This window comes from Aeromonas crassostreae (assembly GCF_054052445.1).
Genome location: NZ_JBSTYM010000020.1, coordinates 33,817 through 53,281, shown reverse-complemented (window position 1 = coordinate 53,281; position 19,465 = coordinate 33,817). Strand labels below are relative to the sequence as shown.

The following is a 19,465-nucleotide window of genomic DNA, read 5'->3' as shown; positions in this document are numbered from 1 at the left end:
TAATCTGATGCCTCGCCGGGGAGAACAACCGAGATCGGCCGCTACGCCGGCTTGAAATTGGGTTGTTGCGTCCCCATTTGAGGCGAGTCTCGTCAAAGTGCGGGGTCGGGTTCGCCCGGGTCCCAACAATTAAGGATTGATACCATGGTTGCGGTTCGCGATATTCACTTGAAAGACAACTTCACCCTGGATGAGTGGGTCAGTTCCCTCTCCCTCGGTGAGGCTGAAAAGGATCAGCTGCGAACCGCATACCAGTATTGCGTGAGCCAGGGGGAGGAGGCGCTCACCTCTCGCCTGCTGGTGCGCGGTGTGGAGATGGTGGGCATCCTGATGATGCTCAACATGGATGTCGCCACCCTCAAGGCGGCCATCCTCTACCCCTTCGTCGAGGCGGGCCTGATCCCGGCCGCCCGCATGGAGGAGGACTTTGGCTCCAAGATCGCCAAGCTGGTGGAAGGGGTGCTGGAGATGGAGGCCATCCGCTCCCTGCAGACCCTGCATCGCAGCGAGACCTCCCCGGAGCAGGTGGACAATGTGCGGCGCATGCTGCTCGCCATGGTGGAAGATGTGCGCGCCGTGGTGATCAAGCTGGCGGAGCGGATCGCCTGCCTGCGAGAGGCCAAGCTGGCTGATGAGGAGACCCGGGTGCTGATGGCCCAGGAGATCACCAACATCTATGCACCGCTGGCCAACCGGCTCGGCATAGGTCAGCTCAAGTGGGAGCTCGAGGATCTCGCCTTTCGCTACCTGCACCCGGAGACCTACAAGCAGATCGCCAAACAGCTCGACGAGAAGCGACTCGATCGGGAGCGCTATATCCGCGAGTTCGTGCAGTCCCTGCGCGATGCCCTGGCCGAGGCCGGGGTCGAGGCCGAAGTCTACGGCCGCCCGAAACACATCTACAGCATCTGGCGCAAGATGCAGAAGAAGCACCTGGAATTCAACGAACTGTTCGACGTGCGCGCGGTGCGGGTCATCACCAAGCGGCTGCAGGACTGCTATGCGGCGCTCGGCATCGTTCACACCCATTTCCACCACATTCCCCGCGAGTTTGACGACTATGTCGCCAACCCCAAGCCCAATGGTTATCAATCCATCCATACCGTGGTGGTGGGCAACGAGGGCAAGGCGGTGGAGATCCAGATCCGTACCGACCAGATGCACCAGGATGCCGAGCTCGGTGTCGCCGCGCACTGGCGCTACAAGGAAGGGGCCCAGGCCAGCAAGACCACCAACTTCGAAGACAAGATAGAGTGGCTGCGCAAGCTGCTCGCCTGGCAGGAAGATCTCTCCGAGAGCGGCTCCCTGCTCGAGGATCTGCGCAGTCAGGTGTTCGAGGAGCGGGTCTATGTCTTCACGCCGAAAGGCGACGTCATCGACCTGCCGGCGGGGGCCACCCCGCTCGATTTTGCCTATCACGTTCACAGCATGATCGGCCACCGCTGCATCGGCACCAAGATAGATGGTCGCATCGTGCCCTTCACCTACACGCTGCAGACCGGCGATCAGGTGGAGGTGATCACTCAGAAGGAGCCGAACCCGAGCCGCGACTGGATGAACCCGAACGCCGGCTTCCTGCGCTCCAGCCGGGCCCGGGCCAAGGTCGCCACCTGGTTTCGCAAGCTGGATCGGGACAAGAATGTCGCCGCCGGCAAGGAGCTGCTCGACAAGGAGCTGGACAGACACAATCTGACCCTCTCCAAGGTGGACAAGGTGGTGCTGGAGCGATTCAATGCCGAGGAGCTCGACGATCTGCTGGCGGGGATCGGCAGCGGCGACATCCGCATCAACCAGCTGCTCAACTACCTCGACACCCGCTACAACAAGCCGACGGCGGAGGAGGAAGATCGCCGCCTGCTGGCGAAGCTGGAGCAGAAGGCCAATACGCCGTTCCGGCCCAAGCCCAAGGATCACATCGTAGTGGAGGGGGTGGGCAATCTGATGACCCACATCGCCCGCTGCTGCCAGCCGATCCCGGGGGATGCCATCCAGGGCTTCATCACCATGGGGCGCGGCGTCTCCATCCACAGGGACGACTGCGAGCAGCTCAAGGAGCTGTCGCGCCGCAACCCGGAGCGCCTGATCGATGCGGTCTGGGGGGAGAACTACTCCGGCGGCTATGGCCTGACCATCCGCATCCTCTCCAATGACAGATCCGGCCTGCTGCGAGACATCACCACTGTGCTCGCCAACGAGAAGATCAACGTCATGGGGGTGCGCTCGCGCTCCAACGTCAAGGATCAGACCGCCGAGATCGACATGGAGCTGGAGATCTACAACATCAACGCCTTCAACCGGGCCTTGGCCAAGCTCAGCCAGCTCAACGACGTGATCAGCGCCAAGCGCCTCTGATCGCCGATTAAAAGTGACCGGCCCCCGTGGCCGGTTGTTCTTCATGACCCTTCTTGAACGAATCGAAAGCGAAGATCCCATGTCCCAACGTTACGACCTCCCACAACTGCTCGATATCATGGCTCGCCTGCGGGATCCCCAGGGGGGGTGCCCCTGGGATCTCAAGCAGAGCTTCCAGACCATAGTGCCCCACACCCTGGAAGAGGCCTATGAAGTGGCCGACGCCATCGAAACCCAGGATTGGCAGGGGCTGAAAGGGGAGCTCGGGGATTTGCTGTTCCAGGTGGTGTTCTATGCCCAGCTCGGCAAGGAGCGGGGCTTGTTCGATTTCGCCGACATCGTCGATGCGGTGAGCGAGAAGCTTATTCGCCGCCATCCCCACGTGTTTGCCGATGCGGAGCTCGGCGACGAGCAGGCGGTGAAGGTGAACTGGGAGGCGGAGAAAGCCAAGGAGCGGGCTGCGCTGGACCAAGAGAGCGTGCTGGACGACATCCCCCTTTCGCTGCCGGCCCTGACCCGGGCCGCCAAGATCCAGAAGCGCTGCGCCAGCGTCGGTTTCGACTGGAAGACGCTCGGCCCCGTGGTGAACAAGATCCATGAGGAGCTGGACGAGGTGATGGAAGAGGCGCTGATGGCGGACGTGGACGAGGCGCGGGTGAGCGACGAGCTCGGCGATCTGCTGTTTGCCACCGTCAACCTGGTGCGCCATCTGGGCAAGGATCCGGAGCAGGTGCTGCGGGGCGCCAATGCCAAGTTCGAGCGCCGCTTTCGTCAGGTTGAGCAGTTTATCGCCGCCGAAGGGCTCAAGATGACCGATTGTTCCCTGGAAAAACTCGATGGGGCCTGGGACAGAGCCAAGCAAACCGAGCAAAGTTGATTTGGCGCAAGGCGCCTGGCGTGCGGGCCTGATAGATTTTTGTTCATTGTTTGGGAGAGGGGGTTTTGGTATACTGTTTCCCCGTCCTGCTTCATCCCCGAAGCACCCCTTAAAAATCCCTAAACTTCTTTCAGGTTCAGCATGACGACAAAATATATTTTTGTAACTGGTGGCGTTGTTTCATCCCTCGGCAAAGGCATTGCCGCAGCTTCTCTGGCAGCCATTCTGGAAGCCCGTGGTCTGGATGTGACCATCATGAAACTGGACCCCTATATCAACGTGGATCCGGGCACCATGAGCCCGACCCAGCACGGTGAAGTATTCGTAACCGAGGACGGGGCCGAGACCGATCTGGACTTGGGCCACTACGAGCGCTTCATCCGCACCAAGATGACCCGCCGCAACAACTTCACCACCGGCCGCATCTATGCCGACGTGCTGCGCAAGGAGCGCCGTGGTGACTACCTGGGTGCCACCATCCAGGTGATCCCGCACATCACCAACGCCATCAAGGAGCGGGTGATTGCCGGTGCCGAGGGCCATCAGGTGGCCATCGTCGAAGTGGGCGGTACCGTGGGCGACATCGAGTCCCTGCCGTTCCTCGAGGCCCTGCGCCAGCTGGCCGCGGAAGTGGGTCGCAACAACGCCATGTTCATGCATCTGACCCTGGTTCCCTACCTGGCCGCCGCCGGCGAGGTGAAGACCAAGCCGACCCAGCACTCCGTCAAGGAACTGCTCTCCATCGGTATCCAGCCGGATGTGCTGATCTGCCGCTCCGACCGCGCCATCCCGGCCGTTGAGCGCGCCAAGATCGCCCTGTTCTGCAACGTGCCCGAGCGCGCCGTCATCTCCATGAAGGACGTCGACTCCATCTACAAGATCCCGGCCCTGCTCAAGTCCCAGAATCTGGACACCTACTTCATCGAGCGCTTCGGTCTGGAGTGCAAGGAAGCAGACTTGTCCGAGTGGGAACAGGTCATCTATGAAGAGGCCAACCCGACTGCGGAAGTGACCATCGGCATGGTGGGCAAGTATGTCTCCCTGCCGGATGCTTACAAGTCCGTCAACGAGGCGCTCAAGCACGGCGGCCTGAAGAATCGACTCTCCGTTCACATCAAGTACATCGACTCCCAGGACATCGAGACCCGCGGCGAAGAGCTGCTGGAAGGTCTGGATGCCATCCTGGTACCGGGCGGCTTTGGCGAGCGCGGCGTGGAAGGCAAGATCCTGGCGGCCCGTTATGCCCGTGAGAACAAGATCCCCTACCTCGGCATCTGCCTCGGCATGCAGGTCGCACTGATCGAGTTTGCCCGCAACGTGGCGGGTCTGGAAGGGGCTCACTCCTCCGAATTCAAGAAAGATTGCGCCTATCCCGTGGTGGGCCTCATCACCGAATGGGTGGATGAAGAAGGCAACGTCGAAACCCGTACCGAGAAGTCCGATCTGGGCGGCACCATGCGTCTGGGCTCCCAGCTCTGCCACCTGGTGGACGATTCCAAGGTGCGTCAGATGTACGGCAGCCCGACCATTTACGAGCGTCACCGTCATCGCTATGAAGTGAACAACAAGCTGCTGCCGCAGATCGAGGCAGCAGGTCTGAAGGTGACCGGTCTCTCCGCCGACAAGAAGCTGGTGGAAATTATCGAGATCCCGGATCACCCTTGGTTTGTGGCGGCGCAGTTCCACCCGGAGTTCACCTCGACTCCCCGTGATGGCCACGCCCTGTTCGCCGGTTTTGTGAAGGCGGCAGGCGAGTATCAGAAGCGTAATTTGAAGTAATTGAAAATAAATGCGGTTGAGGCTCTGGGCCCCAGCCGCTTTTTTTGGCATATTTTTGTTGTTTTTTTACGAAACCTGAGGAAATACACATGTCCAAGATCGTTAAAGTGATCGGTCGTGAAATCATCGACTCCCGTGGTAACCCGACCGTTGAGGCCGAAGTTCACCTGGAAGGTGGTTTTGTTGGTATGGCAGCCGCTCCGTCTGGCGCGTCCACCGGTTCCCGCGAAGCGCTGGAACTGCGTGACGGCGACAAGAGCCGTTTCCTGGGTAAAGGCGTGCTCAAAGCGCTCGAAGCCGTCAACGGCCCGATCGCTCAGGCGCTGCTGGGTAAAGATGCCAAGGACCAGGCCGCTATCGACCAGATCATGATCGACCTCGACGGCACCGAGAACAAATCCAAGTTTGGCGCCAACGCCATCCTGGCCGTTTCCCTGGCCAACGCCAAAGCCGCCGCTTCTGCCAAGGGCCTGCCGCTGTACGCCCACATCGCCGAGCTGAACGGTACCCCGGGTGTCTACTCCATGCCGCTGCCCATGATGAACATCATCAACGGTGGTGAGCACGCCGACAACAACGTCGACATCCAGGAGTTCATGATCCAGCCGGTTGGCGCCAAGACCCTGAAAGAGGCCGTCCGCATGGGCGCCGAAGTGTTCCACAACCTGGCCAAGGTGCTGAAGTCCAAGGGCTACAACACTGCCGTCGGTGACGAGGGTGGCTTCGCTCCCAACCTGAAGTCCAACGCCGAAGCGCTGGAAGTGATCGCCGAGGCCGTTGCCGCTGCCGGTTACAAGCTGGGCACCGACATCACCCTGGCCATGGACTGCGCCGCGTCCGAGTTCTACGACGCAGAGAAGAAAGAGTACAACCTGAAAGGCGAAGGTCGCATCTTCACCTCCAACGGTTTCACCGACTTCCTGGCCGACCTGACCACCAAGTTCCCGATCGTCTCCATCGAAGATGGCCTGGACGAATCTGACTGGGAAGGCTTCGCCTACCAGACTGCCGAGCTGGGCAAGAAGATCCAGATCGTGGGTGATGACCTGTTCGTTACCAACACCAAGATCCTCAAGCGCGGTATCGACAACGGCATCGCCAACTCCATCCTGATCAAGTTCAACCAGATCGGCTCCCTGACCGAAACCCTGGCTGCCATCAAGATGGCCAAGGACGCCGGCTACACCGCCGTCATCTCCCACCGCTCTGGTGAGACCGAAGACGCGACCATCGCCGACCTGGCCGTGGGTACCGCTGCTGGCCAGATCAAGACCGGTTCCATGAGCCGTTCTGACCGTGTTGCCAAGTACAACCAGCTGATCCGTATCGAAGAAGCCCTGGGTGCCAAGGCTCCGTTCAACGGTCTGAAAGAAGTGAAAGGCCAGGCGTAATTCCCGCCTTCCTTCCACCGCTCAAAACCCCGCCACCTCGGCGGGGTTTTTTCATTCCCGGGGGCGCCGCACGGCTTTTCGATACCGGTCGGCGCGCGGATGTGTCTGCTTTCTTTTGTCTTTCCCGCGAATATGGGAAACTAAGCCGCTTGATGGAGACCTAGTGCATGCGGCTATTCACCCTGATCCTGTTCCTCCTGCTGGGAGGCCTGCAATACCATCTCTGGCTGGGGAAAAACGGCCTGTCCGATTACCAAGAGAGATCCGATGCCATCGCTCGGCAAGAGCAGGACAATCAGGCGCTCAAGGAACGTAATAATTTGATTTACCGCGAGATAGACGATCTGACATCCGGCCTTGAGGCGATCGAGGAGCTGGCGCGCAACGATCTCGGTTATATCAAGCAGGGGGAGACCTTCTACCGGATCATTCCGAACAAGCAGGATGAGCCTGCCGACGGTGACATGGATGAGTGAAGGCGCTTCCCTTGGCCTGACGGCCGTGGTGCCTGCCGCCGGCATCGGCAGTCGCATGGGGGCCTCCTGCCCCAAGCAGTATCTGCCGCTGGCAGGCAAGACGATTCTGGAACACACGCTGGGCGTTCTCCTGACCCACCCTGCCATCGCCCAGGTCATAGTCGCACTGGCGCCTCATGATACCTGGTTCGAGACCCTGTCCGTGGCGAGGGATCTGCGCATCCTGCGGGTCCAGGGCGGCGCGGAGCGGGCTTACTCTGTGCTCAATGCCCTCCATGTGGCGACGGGGCCTTGGGTGCTGGTGCACGATGCGGCGCGCCCCTGCCTGACCCATGGCGATCTCGATGAGCTGATCGCCGCCGCCATGGCGAGCGGCGGCGCCATCCTCGGCAGCCGGGTGCGCGACACCATGAAGCGCAGCGATGAGAGGGGCAACATAGTGGCGACCGTCGATCGCGACGGCTTGTGGCATGCCCTGACGCCGCAGATGTTTCCCACCGACCCCCTGAAGCGGGCGCTGGAAGAGGGGCTGGCGCTGGGCGCCACCATCACGGACGAGGCCTCCGCCATGGAGCGCGCCGGGTTCCCGGTGCGGATGGTGGAGGGACGCGCCGACAACATCAAGGTGACCCGACCGGAAGATCTCTCCCTGGCCGAGCTCTTTTTACAACAACAGAGTGCGCGCCAGCTGGCGCGACCCGATTGACCCGCAGAGGGGCATGCATGATCCGCATTGGACATGGTTTTGATGAAACAGATTTCTGTGTATTGAGGGGGGATCAGGCATGATGCGAATTGGACATGGTTTTGACGTGCACAAGTTTGGCGGGGTGGGCCCCTGCATGCTGGGCGGGGTCGCCATTCCCTATGAGCAGGGGCTGCTGGCCCACTCAGATGGAGATGTGGTGCTGCACGCGGTGAGCGACGCTCTGCTCGGGGCCATCGGCGCCGGTGACATCGGCCGTCATTTCCCCGATACTGCCGCGCAATTCAAGGATATCGACAGCCGGATCCTGCTGCGGGACGTGTTTGCCCGAGTACAAGAGGCGGGCTATGCCATCGGCAACCTGGATGTGACCATCATCGCCCAGGCCCCCAAGATGGCGCCCCATATCGACGCCATGTGCGCCGTACTGGCCGCCGATCTGCAATGTGATTTGAACCGGGTGAACGTCAAGGCGACCACCACAGAACAACTCGGGTTTACGGGGCGCAAGGAAGGCATTGCCACCGAAGCCGTCGTCTTATTGGTAAGAACATAATGCTGCAACAACTCGCATATCTGCACGGCGCCCCCACCGCCCGTGGCATCCTCAAGGCCGAGGCCGCTGACTTCATGGTGGTCGAGGATCTGGGCTTCGAACCCTGCGGCGAGGGGGAGCATATCTTCGTCCGGGTGCGAAAAACCGGCGAGAATACCGCCTGGGTCGCCGGCCTGCTGGCCGATGCGGCCGGGGTCAACCGCAATGCGGTGACCTGGGCGGGGCTCAAAGATCGCCACGCGGTGACCGAGCAGTGGTTCGGCATCCATCTGCCGGGCAAGGGGGAGCCGGATCTGTCGGTCATCGAGAGCGACAGCATCCAGATCCTGCAGGCCAAGCGTCACAACAAGAAGCTGCGGGTCGGTTACCTCAAGGGCAACCACTTCACCCTGCGCCTCACCGGCCTGGAGCAGGCAGACACACTGACAGCCCGGCTGCAGGCCATCGCCGCTCAGGGGGTGCCCAATTACTATGGCGAGCAGCGCTTCGGTCGTGGCGGCAACAACCTGGAGGCGGCCAAGGCGATGTTCGCCGGCAAGCGCATCAAGGATCGCAACAAGCGCTCCCTCTATCTCTCCGCCGCCCGCAGCATGCTGTTCAACGCCATCGTCAGCGCCCGCATCGAGCAGGGGCTGGCCAATCGGCTGCTGGCCGGCGATTGCCTGATGCTCAAGGGCAGCCACTCCATCTTCAGCGAAGAGAGTGTGACTCCCGAGCTGGAGGCGCGGCTCGCCTCCGGCGACGTGCAGCTCACCGCCCCCCAGTGGGGCCGTGGCCGACTGGCGAGCCAGGGCGCCGCCGCCGAGTTCGAGCAAGGGGTGCTGGCCTCTTACGGCGAGTGGTGTGAAGGGCTGGAGAAGGCCGGGCTGGATCAGGACAGGCGTCCGCTGCTGCTCAAGCCGGAGCAGATGAGCTGGCAGCTGGATGACGCGGTGCTGACCCTGTCGTTCTTCCTGCCGGCCGGGGCGTTTGCCACCAGCCTGGTGCGCGAGCTGATGCTGGCCGAAGAGGCTGACCATGGCTTCACGGGCCAGGCGGATGGCAATGATGTGCAACCTGCTCAGTCATGATGATGCGGCAGGAAGCCTTGTTTATGGTTTCAGGAAGGGCATAGATGCGCATTCTGGTGAGTAATGATGACGGCGTGCATGCCGAGGGGATCCACGCCTTGAGCGAGGCGCTGCGCGCCTGTGGCGAGGTGACAGTGGTGGCGCCGGATCGCAACCGCAGCGGGGCGAGCCACTCCCTGACCCTGGAGGTGCCGCTGCGGGTCAGTCGCATCCCGCAGACCGGCTATCACTCGGTCAAGGGCACGCCGACCGACTGCGTGCACCTGGCGGTCAACGAGCTGCTGAGCCCTGAGCCCGACATGGTGGTGGCGGGGATCAATCATGGCGCCAACCTGGGGGATGATGTCATCTATTCGGGCACGGTCGCCGCGGCGACCGAGGGGCGCCATCTGGGCTACCCTTCCCTGGCCATCTCCCTGGTGGGCAAGACCCATTTCGCCTCGGCGGCCCATTACGCGGTGCAGCTGGTGAAGGGCCTGATGCAGTTTCCCCTGCCGGCCAACCAGATCCTCAACGTCAATGTGCCCGACCTGCCCCTTGGCGAGATCAAGGGGATCAAGGTCACCCGGCTCGGCAACCGTCATCGGGCCGAGGCGGTGATCCGCAGCGAGGATCCCCGGGGTCAGCCCATCTACTGGATAGGACCGCCCGGATCCCAGCAGGATGCGGGAGAAGGCACGGATTTCGCTGCCATCGAGCAGGGATATGTCTCCATTACCCCTCTGACCATAGATATGACTGCCTACGACAGTCTGGCGGGTCTGGGGGCATGGCTGGATCTGCAGGGATGAAGGTGTGATAGTGCAACGCCTTTTAAATCAACTCATCGCCCAGGGGATCAGCGATTTTCGCGTGCTCGCGGCCCTGGCCAAGGTGCCGCGTCAGCTGTTCGTGGATGAGGCCATGGCCCACAAGGCCTGGGACAATACCGCCCTGCCCATCGGCCAGGGGCAGACCATTTCCCAGCCCTACATAGTGGCGCGGATGACAGAGCTGCTGATGCAAAACGATCCCGCCCATGTGCTGGAGATCGGGACGGGATCCGGCTATCAGACCGCCGTGCTCGCCAATCTGGTGGAGCGGGTCTATACGGTGGAGCGGATAAAATCGCTGCAATTTCAGGCCAGGCGCAGGCTCAGGCAGCTGGACCTGCACAATGTATCGGCCAAGCATGGCAACGGCTGGCTCGGCTGGCCCAGCAAGGGCCCCTTCGATGCCATCCTGGTCACGGCGGCGGCAAGCGAAGTGCCGACCGCACTGACGGATCAACTGGCCGATGGCGGCCGCATGATATTACCGGTAGGGGACAGTCATCAGACCCTGCAACTCATCGAGCGCAATGGCTCCCAGCTGACCAGTCGAGTCCTGGAGCCGGTGCGTTTTGTACCCCTTGTCGACGGAGATGTTGAGTGAAGCTGTTTTCTCGCCTGTATGTGTTGGTGATGCAATGGGCCCGCCATAAATATGCCCCCTATTACCTCTCGATCACCGCCTTCATCGAGTCGGTATTCTGGCCCATTCCGGTCGATGTCATGCTGGCGCCCATGGCGCTGGCCAAGCCGGAGAAGGCATGGCGTTATGCCACCCTGGCGACCCTGTTCTCCGTGCTGGGGGCCGTGGTCGGTTATGGCCTGGGCTATGCGCTCTGGGAGCCGGTGGTGCAACCCATGGTGGTCTCCGTCGGTTATGAGGACAAGATAGCCCTGGCCCAGCACTGGTTCGAGCAGTGGGGCATCTGGGTGATTTTCATTGCCAGCTTCACCCCCATCCCCTACAAGGTCTTTACCGTCACGGCAGGTCTGCTCCATATGGCGCTCCTCCCCTTCATCGTGACCTCCATCATAGGGCGGGGCATGCGCTTCTTCCTGGTGGCGGGCCTGATGCGTTGGGGAGGGGAGAAGATGGAGCGCAAGCTGATGCACTATGTGGATGTGCTCGGCTGGATCTGCATCGCCCTGGCCGTGGCGGCCTATTTCTGGTTTAGTCGTTGAGGATGTCTCTATGAATGGGCATATATGGCGCGGGTGCGCCGCCACCCTCTTATCCGGTTTGCTGGCGGCCTGTTCCTCCAGCACGACGCCGGCCCCGGTGCAGGGCCTGTCCAATGATGGTTTCGTCCGTGGCGTGCCGAGTCGGCAGGCTGGTGCGAGCAAGCCGAACATCCAGGGGCGAAGCTACACGGTCAAGCGCGGCGATACCCTCTACTCCATCGCGTTCAACTCGGGCAACGACGTTCCCTCCCTGGCCAGGCTCAACGGCATCAGCCCCCCCTACGGGATCTATCCTGGTCAGGTGCTGCGCCTGGATGGAGGCGCCGCCCTGGCGCCGATCAGCGCCGGCAGCATGAGCAGCGGTACCGCTCGTACCTATCAGGTCCGCCGTGGCGATACCCTGAGCAGCATTGGCCGCCAGTTTGGCGTCTCCAATCAGACCCTGGCACAGCGCAACAACCTGAGCGCCCCCTACAACCTGAATGTGGGCCAGACCCTCAATGTGGGCGGGACGGCCGCGCCCAGCATGCCTGTGGTGACGGCGTCGACCAGTCGTCCTCTGACCACGGCCAGTTCAGGTACGACCAGTGCATTCGTCACCAATAAAAGCGTTGCCCAGCCTGCGTCAAAAGCATACGCTGGCACGGCAGTACAAAATAACAACAGTGTCACGCAGAACAATAACAGTGCCTCCTCATCGCACCTCGCCTGGCATTGGCCCGCCAAGGGCCGCATTGTGGAAGGCTTCTCTGTTGCGGAGCAGGGGAACAAGGGCATAGACATAGCTGGTACGAAGGGGCAACCCGTCTACGCGGCCAGCGGCGGTAAAGTGGTCTATGCCGGAAGTGCCTTGAGAGGCTATGGCAAGCTCGTCATCCTCAAACATGACGACGACTACCTCTCGGCCTATGCGCACAACGATGCGTTGCGGGTCCGGGAAGGGGATGTGGTCAAGGGTGGCGCTGTCATCGCCGATATGGGAAGCACGGATGCGCCGGATGTGCGCTTGCACTTTGAAATCCGGTACCGAGGCAAGTCGATCAATCCCATGGGATACTTGCCAAAGCGTTAACCCCAGAGCGTAGTGCTAACTCTGGTTCAGGTCAGGGAGACACACCATGAGCCAAGAACAATTGGTTATGCAGGATGCAGAGTTCGATGAGGAACTGGAGGTTGAAGAGGCGGAGGTAGTCGAGGCGGTCGCAGCCGAGCCCGAGGAGGTCATCTCCGAGGAGCTGTTGGCACCGGATCTGCACAAGGTGATGGATGCGACCCAGCTCTACCTGGGAGAGATAGGATTCTCTCCCTTGCTCACCGCCGAGGAAGAGGTCTATTACGCCCGTCGCGCCCTGCGCGGCGACAAGGCGGCCCGCAAGCGCATGATTGAGTCCAACTTGCGCCTCGTGGTCAAGATTGCCAGACGCTACAACAATCGTGGTCTGGTGCTGCTCGATTTGATTGAAGAGGGTAACCTCGGCCTCATCCGCGCCGTGGAAAAGTTTGACCCGGAACGAGGGTTTCGCTTCTCGACCTATGCGACCTGGTGGATCCGCCAGACCATAGAGCGAGCCATCATGAATCAGACTCGTACCATTCGCCTGCCCATTCACGTGGTCAAGGAACTCAACGTTTACCTGCGTACCGCCCGTGAATTGTCCCATCGCCTCGACCATGAGCCGACCGCCGAAGACATCGCCTTCGCGCTGGATCGTTCGGTCGATGACGTCAACCGCATGCTCAAGCTCAACGAGAAGATCACCTCGGTCGACACGCCGATCGGTGGCGATCGCGACAAGGCCCTGCTGGATGTGCTCTCAGACGAGCGCGGCATGGGCCCCGAGCTGGAGTCTCAGGAAGATGACATGCGCAGCAGCATTGTCCATTGGTTGGAGGAGCTCAATCCCAAGCAACGCGAGGTGCTGGCACGTCGTTTCGGCTTGCTTGGCTACGAGCCCGCCACCCTGGAGGATGTCGGGGCTGAGATAGGCCTGACCCGGGAGCGGGTGCGCCAGATCCAGGTCGAGGGACTGCGTCGGCTGCGGGAAATCATGGTGGGCCAGGGGCTCTCCATCGAGGCCCTGTTTCGCAGTAATTGAGGCTCGAACCGGGGCCGGCAGATGCTGTCCCGTCGCCATCGTCAGATGGGTGGATGCAAGAAGGGGCCCTCGGGCCCCTTCTTCATGATGCTGCTCAGACGGGAGCAAGGGTATCCAGCGGCCAGCGCGGCACCGCCTTGACCTCCAGCGGTTCGAATACCCCCGCCTTGAGGCGCTGCATGCCGGCATAGGCGATCATGGCGCCATTGTCGGTGCAATACTCGGTGCGCGGATAGAACACCTCACCCTTGAGGCTCTCCATCAGTTCGGCCAACTGGGCGCGCAGATGGCGGTTGGCACTGACGCCGCCGGCCACAACCAGGCGGTTCAGCCCGGTCTCTTTCAGGGCCCGGCGGCACTTGATGGCCAGGGTATCGACCACCGCATCTTCAAAGGCGCGGGCTATGTCGGCGCGAGTCTGCTCATCGTCACCGTTGGCGGCTATGGTGTTGGCGGCAAAGGTCTTGAGACCGGAGAAGCTCATGTCGAGACCTGGCCTGTCGGTCATGGGGCGGGGGAAGTGGAAACGCCCCGTGGTGCCTTTCTCGGCCAGACGGGAGAGCAGGGGACCGCCAGGATAGTCCAGACCCATCAGCTTGGCGGTCTTGTCGAACGCCTCGCCGGCGGCATCGTCGATGGATTCACCCAGCAGCTGATAGCGGCCGATGCCGTCTACCCGCACCAGCATGGAGTGGCCGCCGGAGACCAGCAGCGCCACGAAGGGGAACTCGGGGGCCTGCTCTTCCAGCATGGGGGCCAGCAGATGGCCTTCCATATGATGCACCGCCACGGCAGGCTTGCCCCATGCCATGGCCAGGGAACGCCCTATGGTGGCGCCCACCAGGATGGCCCCCACCAGACCCGGTCCAGCCGTGTAGGCGATGCCGTCTATGTCATCCTTGCCCAGACCTGCCTCTAGCAATGCGGCCTGGATCAAGGGGATCGTCTTGCGGACATGATCCCGGCTGGCGAGCTCGGGGACGACGCCACCGTAGTCCGCATGCAGCTTGACCTGGCTGTATAACTGATGGGAAAGGATCCCTTTTTGATCATCGAAGATCGCGATCCCGGTTTCGTCACAGGATGTCTCTATGCCCAATACACGCATTGCTAAAAATTTTCACTGCTAAAATGAGACGGCTATGGTAACCTTCGCGGGTTTTTTAAACCAGAGCGATCTCTGCGGGTTTACTTTCATTCCCTGTCCAGAGTATAATTTCGCACCATTTTAAGACATGCTGATCGAATGATGATCAGCTAACAATTTATCACTGAGGTGAAAGGCACATGCCAGTAATCAAAGTCCGTGAAAATGAGCCGTTTGACGTTGCTCTGCGTCGCTTCAAGCGTTCTTGCGAAAAGGCCGGTATCCTGTCTGAAGTTCGTAGCCGTGAGTTCTACGAGAAGCCGACTACCATTCGTAAGCGTGCCAAAGCGTCTGCCGTCAAGCGTCACGCCAAGAAGCTGTCTCGCGAAAACGCTCGTCGTATCCGCCTGTACTAATTAGAGTTTCAGCCGTGTCTCTGAAAGATCAGCTCAAGGATCAACAAAAGCTCGCCATGCTGGCCAAGAACAAGGCCCGCCTGGGGACGATCCGTTTGTTGATGGCCGAGATCAAGCAGCGTGAAATTGATTCCCGTATTGAGCTCAATGATGAGGATATCCTCGCTGTCGTGACCAAGATGGTCAAACAGCGCCGTGATTCCATCAGCCAATATGAGGCCGCTGGTCGCCAAGATCTCGCCGATGTCGAAGCCGCCGAGATCCAGGTGCTGCAGGAGTTCCTGCCGCAACAGCTGACCGCTGCCGAAATTGATGCCCTGATAGAGCAAGCCATCGCCCAGAGCGGTGCTGCCGTCATGGCCGATATGGGCAAAGTCATGGCTGTCTTGAAGCCAAACATTCAGGGGCGTGCCGATGTCGGCGCCGTCAGCGCGTTGGTGAAAACCCGCCTGGCGTAACAGGCTGTGCTCTCGTTGGTCGAAGAAGCCGTGCTTCCCTGGGAATGCGCGGCTTTTTTATTTTTCTCCTTATGAATCAGGATGGTTATGGCAGGCAGGATCCCGCAATCCTTCATCGATGATCTGCTCGCTCGTACCGATATCGTCGAGCTGGTCGACTCACGGGTGCGATTGAAAAAGGCCGGCAAGAATTATCAGGCCTGCTGCCCCTTCCATAACGAAAAGAGTCCTTCCTTCACCGTCAGTCAGGAGAAGCAGTTCTATCACTGCTTCGGCTGTGGCGCCCACGGCAATGCCATCGGCTTTGTCATGGAGTATGACGGCCTCGAATTCCCCGATGCCATCGAAGAGCTCGCCAGCATGCAAGGTATGCAGGTGCCTCGCGAGCAGAGTCAGGGCGGCTCTGGCAATTCCCAACCGGCCGTCAGCAAGGATCTCTATGAGCTGATGAATCAGATCGCCCGTTTCTACGAGAGCCACCTCAAGAGCGCCAGCCACGCGGTGGAGTATCTCAAGGGGCGTGGCCTCACCGGCGAAGTGGTCAAGCGTTTCAACATAGGCTATGCCCCGGGGGATTGGGATCAGGTGCGGCGCCGCTTTGGCACCAGCCGGGAGCACGAGCAGCTGCTTATCACCGGCGGCATGTTGATCCCCCGCGACAGCGGCCCCGGCAGCTATGACCGTTTTCGCGATCGCATCATGTTCCCCATCCGCGACAAGCGAGGCCGGGTCATCGGCTTCGGTGGCCGAGTGCTGGGTGATGGGACACCCAAGTATCTGAACTCCCCGGAAACCCCCATCTTCCACAAGGGACGCGAACTGTTCGGCCTCTTTGAGGTGAAGCAGGCGCACAAGGATCCTCGCCGGATCCTGGTGGTGGAGGGCTACATGGATGTGGTGGCGCTCGGTCAGTACGAGATCGACTATGCGGTGGCGGCGCTGGGCACGGCCACTACCAGCGACCATATCCATACCCTGTTTCGCACCACCGCCGAGGTGGTCTGCTGCTACGACGGTGACAACGCCGGTCGGGAAGCGGCATGGCGGGCGCTGGACAATGCCCTACCTCACTTGCAGGATGGCCGCGAGCTCAAGTTCGTGTTCCTGCCCGATGGCGAAGATCCCGATTCTCTGGTGCGCCAGATTGGCAAGGAGGGCTTCGAGCATTTGCTGGACGAGGCGCAACCCTTCGCCGATTTCATGTTCGAGCGTCTCGCACGGGATGCGGCCCTGACCGGCGAGGCGGGCAAGTTCGAGGTGGCCAACAAGGCTGCCGAGCTGATCCGCCGGGTGCCGGAAGGCTTCACCCGGGAGGGATTGATCACCCGACTCTCCAGCATGATGCGCTGGGGCGAGAATCGGCAGCGTATTACCGAGCTGTTTGCCCGTCATAGCCAGCCCAAGGTGGAGCAGGCCAAGCCGCAGCGAGGCAAACTGACCCCTCTGCGCCGGGCGCTGGCGCTCATGGTGCAGTATCCCGGGGTGACCGCCGAACTGCCCGCCATGCCGGAACTGGCCGGGCTCAAGTTGCAGGGAATTGGGTTTCTGCTCAAACTGCACCAGCAGATCCTGGCCCAGCCCGGCATCACCACGGGGATATTGCTCGAACACTGGCGTGGTACCAAAGAGGGAGAGATCCTGGCTCAGTTGGCCATGCACGACTTGTTCGAGATCCAGCTCGAGCGTGAACCGGATATCTTGGGCGAGTTGCAAGACACCTTCGTCGGCTTCATCAACCAGTTCTTGAAGCAGCGCATCGAAGAGTTGCAGACCAAGGTGGCCCAGCAAGGACTGAGCGCCGAGGAAACCAAGGAGCTGATGATGTTGATCCGGGAAGTACAGAATGAGAAAAGAAATGACATTGGGGCTTGATATCTGAGTGGTTAGTCCCAATATAAACATGGTTGCCCGAATCGACGGGAATTAGATGCAAAAACCTATAACCACCTGGCCCCGACAAACAAAGCGGGCAGGGGTTTCTCAGACCGACGCCGCAACCAGACATAGCATGTCTGGCGGTTTTCTATTAGAATTGGCTATTTGCGCACCAGCGCATCGCTCGCGCAACCTAGCAACACCAACCGGATGAGTTCTATGGAGCAAACCCCGCAGTCTCAGCTTAAACTCCTCGTTGCCAAAGGTAAAGAACAGGGCTACCTGACTTATGCCGAGGTGAACGATCACCTCCCTCAAGAGATCGTTGACTCTGATCAGATCGAAGACATCATTCAGATGATCAACGACATGGGTATCCAGGTAGTGGAAAACGCACCGGATGCCGATGACCTTATCATGGCCGAAGGCGGTACCGCCGACGAAGATGCCGCCGAAGCGGCGGCACAAGCATTGGCCTCTGTTGAATCTGAAATTGGTCGCACCACGGACCCGGTCCGCATGTACATGCGGGAGATGGGCACCGTCGAACTGCTGACCCGTGAAGGCGAAATCGATATCGCCAAGCGTATCGAAGACGGCATCAACCAGGTGCAGAGCTCGGTGGCCGAGTACCCGGAAGCCATCACTTATCTGCTTGAACAGTACGATAAATTCGAAGCCGAACAGCTGCGTCTGTCCGACATCATCTCGGGTTTCATCGATCCCAACGAGGCCGATGATGTGGCGCCGACGGCGACCCATATCGGTTCCGAGCTCAGCGAAGACGACCTCGCCGACGAAGATGAGGACGAAGACGAAGACGAAGATGAAGACGGCGACAGCTCGGATGACGATGGGGACGGTGGTCCGGATCCCGAAGTCGCTCGCGAGAAGTTTGGTGAACTGCGTGCCCAGTACGAAGTCACCCGCCTCTCCATCCAGAACAACGGTCGTGCCCACGACGAAACCCAGGCCGCCATCGCCCAGCTGGCCGACGTGTTCCGTCAGTTCCGTCTGATGCCCAAGCAGTTTGACCGTCTGGTCAACAACATGCGCGAGATGATGGAGCGTGTGCGGGTACAGGAAAGGATCATTCTCAAGCTCTGCGTTGAGCAGGCCAAGATGCCGAAGAAGACCTTCGTCGCTGCCTTCACCAACAACGAGTGCGAAACTGCCTGGTTCGAATACCAGAAGCAGGCTGGCAAGTCCTGGTCTCCCCGTCTGGTGGAGATGGACGAAGACGTGCTGCGTGCCATCGGCAAGCTGCAGCAGATCGAGGAAGAGACGGGCCTGTCGATTGCCCAGATCAAGGACATCAACCGTCGCATGAGCATAGGTGAGGCCAAGGCCCGCCGTGCCAAGAAAGAGATGGTCGAGGCGAACCTGCGTCTGGTTATCTCCATCGCCAAGAAGTACACCAACCGTGGTCTGCAGTTCCTGGATCTGATCCAGGAGGGCAACATAGGTCTGATGAAGGCGGTGGACAAGTTTGAATACCGTCGTGGCTACAAGTTCTCGACCTATGCCACCTGGTGGATCCGTCAGGCCATTACCCGCTCCATCGCGGATCAGGCCCGTACCATCCGTATCCCGGTGCACATGATCGAGACCATCAACAAGCTCAACCGTATCTCCCGTCAGATGCTGCAGGAGATGGGTCGTGAACCGAACCCGGAAGAGCTGGCCATGCGCATGGGTATGCCGGAAGACAAGATCCGCAAGGTATTGAAGATCGCCAAGGAGCCCATCTCCATGGAGACGCCCATCGGTGATGATGAAGATTCCCACCTGGGCGACTTCATCGAAGATACCACGCTGGCCCTGCCGGCGGATGCGGCCACCAGCGAGAGCCTGCGCAATGCCACCCGCGAAGTGCTGGCCGGTCTGACCGCCCGCGAAGCCAAGGTGCTGCGGATGCGTTTCGGGATCGACATGAACACGGACCACACCCTGGAGGAAGTGGGCAAGCAGTTTGACGTCACCCGTGAGCGTATTCGTCAGATCGAAGCCAAGGCCCTGCGCAAGCTGCGCCACCCGAGCCGCTCGGAAGTGCTGCGCAGCTTCCTGGACGAGTAGTCCTGAGGCATTGCCCCCGGCTATCCTCCCCAAAGCCCCGCCACGCGGGGCTTTGTTTTATTTATGTCAGGGGGATCACGCACTTGGGGATCGAATGGACAAAATGTCGCCAAGTGATTGATATGGCTATGGACTAGGGCTTTTCCATCCCCTATAATCCACGCCGCAAACCAACACATATGGCCCCTTAGCTCAGTTGGTTAGAGCAGTCGACTCATAATCGATTGGTCGCCCGTTCAAGTCGGGCAGGGGCCACCAC

18 protein-coding genes and 1 tRNA gene are annotated in these 19,465 nt (G+C 60.5%); 18 read left to right on the top strand and 1 reads right to left on the bottom strand.

Translation table 11 applies throughout. The annotated features are described in order from the left end of the window. The first annotated feature begins 144 nt into the window (after positions 1-144). The 13 genes from relA (at position 145) to rpoS (ending at position 13,294) form a co-directional block, all read left to right on the top strand. Positions 145-2,352: a GTP diphosphokinase gene (gene relA, locus ACW5W4_RS15040; RefSeq protein WP_041995340.1), complete on the top strand. Its 2,208-nt coding sequence runs from the start codon at positions 145-147 to the stop codon at positions 2,350-2,352. Positions 2,353-2,431: 79 nt separating this feature from the next. Next, positions 2,432-3,229 (top strand): nucleoside triphosphate pyrophosphohydrolase, encoded by a 798-nt coding sequence (gene mazG, locus ACW5W4_RS15035; protein ID WP_456689908.1) that lies wholly within the window; start codon positions 2,432-2,434, stop codon positions 3,227-3,229. Between the two features lie 141 nt (positions 3,230-3,370). Further along, the gene (gene pyrG, locus ACW5W4_RS15030) at positions 3,371-5,008 is read left to right on the top strand and encodes a glutamine hydrolyzing CTP synthase (protein ID WP_408796700.1); all 1,638 of its coding nucleotides are present in this window, start codon (positions 3,371-3,373) and stop codon (positions 5,006-5,008) included. Positions 5,009-5,097: 89 nt separating this feature from the next. Next, complete coding sequence (gene eno / locus ACW5W4_RS15025) at positions 5,098-6,399, top strand: phosphopyruvate hydratase (protein WP_456689907.1); 1,302 nt, start codon at positions 5,098-5,100, stop codon at positions 6,397-6,399. Positions 6,400-6,566: 167 nt separating this feature from the next. Then, positions 6,567-6,875: a cell division protein FtsB gene (gene ftsB, locus ACW5W4_RS15020; protein WP_427262183.1), complete on the top strand. Its 309-nt coding sequence runs from the start codon at positions 6,567-6,569 to the stop codon at positions 6,873-6,875. Continuing rightward, complete coding sequence (gene ispD, locus ACW5W4_RS15015; RefSeq protein WP_456689906.1) at positions 6,868-7,581, top strand: 2-C-methyl-D-erythritol 4-phosphate cytidylyltransferase; 714 nt, start codon at positions 6,868-6,870, stop codon at positions 7,579-7,581. Before ftsB ends, ispD begins: the two co-directional genes overlap by 8 nt. A 79-nt stretch (positions 7,582-7,660) precedes the next feature. Further along, on the top strand, positions 7,661-8,137 hold the full coding sequence (gene ispF, locus ACW5W4_RS15010) for a 2-C-methyl-D-erythritol 2,4-cyclodiphosphate synthase (RefSeq protein ID WP_456689905.1): 477 nt from the start codon (positions 7,661-7,663) through the stop codon (positions 8,135-8,137). Further along, the gene (gene truD / locus ACW5W4_RS15005) at positions 8,137-9,207 is read left to right on the top strand and encodes a tRNA pseudouridine(13) synthase TruD (protein WP_456689904.1); all 1,071 of its coding nucleotides are present in this window, start codon (positions 8,137-8,139) and stop codon (positions 9,205-9,207) included. The genes ispF and truD overlap by 1 nt, the downstream gene beginning before the upstream one ends. 44 nt (positions 9,208-9,251) lie before the next feature. Then, positions 9,252-9,998 (top strand): 5'/3'-nucleotidase SurE, encoded by a 747-nt coding sequence (surE, locus tag ACW5W4_RS15000; RefSeq protein ID WP_427262179.1) that lies wholly within the window; start codon positions 9,252-9,254, stop codon positions 9,996-9,998. 4 nt (positions 9,999-10,002) lie between these two features. Then, positions 10,003-10,620 carry a protein-L-isoaspartate(D-aspartate) O-methyltransferase gene (locus ACW5W4_RS14995; protein ID WP_408796706.1) on the top strand — a complete coding sequence of 206 codons (618 nt, stop codon included), beginning with the start codon at positions 10,003-10,005 and terminating at the stop codon, positions 10,618-10,620. Continuing rightward, positions 10,617-11,198 (top strand): YqaA family protein, encoded by a 582-nt coding sequence (locus ACW5W4_RS14990; RefSeq protein WP_427262178.1) that lies wholly within the window; start codon positions 10,617-10,619, stop codon positions 11,196-11,198. The genes ACW5W4_RS14995 and ACW5W4_RS14990 overlap by 4 nt, the downstream gene beginning before the upstream one ends. A gap of 10 nt (positions 11,199-11,208) precedes the next feature. Beyond that, complete coding sequence (locus ACW5W4_RS14985; RefSeq protein WP_456689903.1) at positions 11,209-12,270, top strand: LysM peptidoglycan-binding domain-containing protein; 1,062 nt, start codon at positions 11,209-11,211, stop codon at positions 12,268-12,270. A 46-nt stretch (positions 12,271-12,316) separates the two neighbouring features. Next, a complete protein-coding gene (gene rpoS, locus ACW5W4_RS14980) occupies positions 12,317-13,294 on the top strand; it encodes an RNA polymerase sigma factor RpoS (protein WP_427262176.1) in 978 nt (325 codons plus the stop codon). A gap of 94 nt (positions 13,295-13,388) precedes the next feature. Here the strand turns inward: rpoS and tsaD are convergent, their stop codons facing one another. Then, positions 13,389-14,402 carry a tRNA (adenosine(37)-N6)-threonylcarbamoyltransferase complex transferase subunit TsaD gene (gene tsaD, locus ACW5W4_RS14975; RefSeq protein ID WP_427262175.1) on the bottom strand — a complete coding sequence of 338 codons (1,014 nt, stop codon included), beginning with the start codon at positions 14,400-14,402 and terminating at the stop codon, positions 13,389-13,391. A gap of 179 nt (positions 14,403-14,581) precedes the next feature. Here tsaD and rpsU point away from each other — a divergent pair, with 179 nt between their 5' ends. The 5 genes from rpsU (at position 14,582) to ACW5W4_RS14950 (ending at position 19,464) form a co-directional block, all read left to right on the top strand. Then, positions 14,582-14,797, top strand: coding sequence for a 30S ribosomal protein S21 (gene rpsU, locus ACW5W4_RS14970; protein WP_005309452.1), 216 nt, complete (start codon positions 14,582-14,584; stop codon positions 14,795-14,797). Positions 14,798-14,811: 14 nt separating this feature from the next. Beyond that, a complete protein-coding gene (locus ACW5W4_RS14965) occupies positions 14,812-15,255 on the top strand; it encodes a GatB/YqeY domain-containing protein (protein ID WP_408796711.1) in 444 nt (147 codons plus the stop codon). A gap of 87 nt (positions 15,256-15,342) precedes the next feature. Then, positions 15,343-17,127: a DNA primase gene (gene dnaG / locus ACW5W4_RS14960; RefSeq protein ID WP_456689902.1), complete on the top strand. Its 1,785-nt coding sequence runs from the start codon at positions 15,343-15,345 to the stop codon at positions 17,125-17,127. A 168-nt stretch (positions 17,128-17,295) separates the two neighbouring features. Continuing rightward, positions 17,296-19,206, top strand: coding sequence for an RNA polymerase sigma factor RpoD (gene rpoD / locus ACW5W4_RS14955; protein ID WP_258955577.1), 1,911 nt, complete (start codon positions 17,296-17,298; stop codon positions 19,204-19,206). A 181-nt stretch (positions 19,207-19,387) separates the two neighbouring features. Further along, positions 19,388-19,464 (top strand) — tRNA-Ile (locus ACW5W4_RS14950). Position 19,465 lies beyond the last annotated feature (1 nt).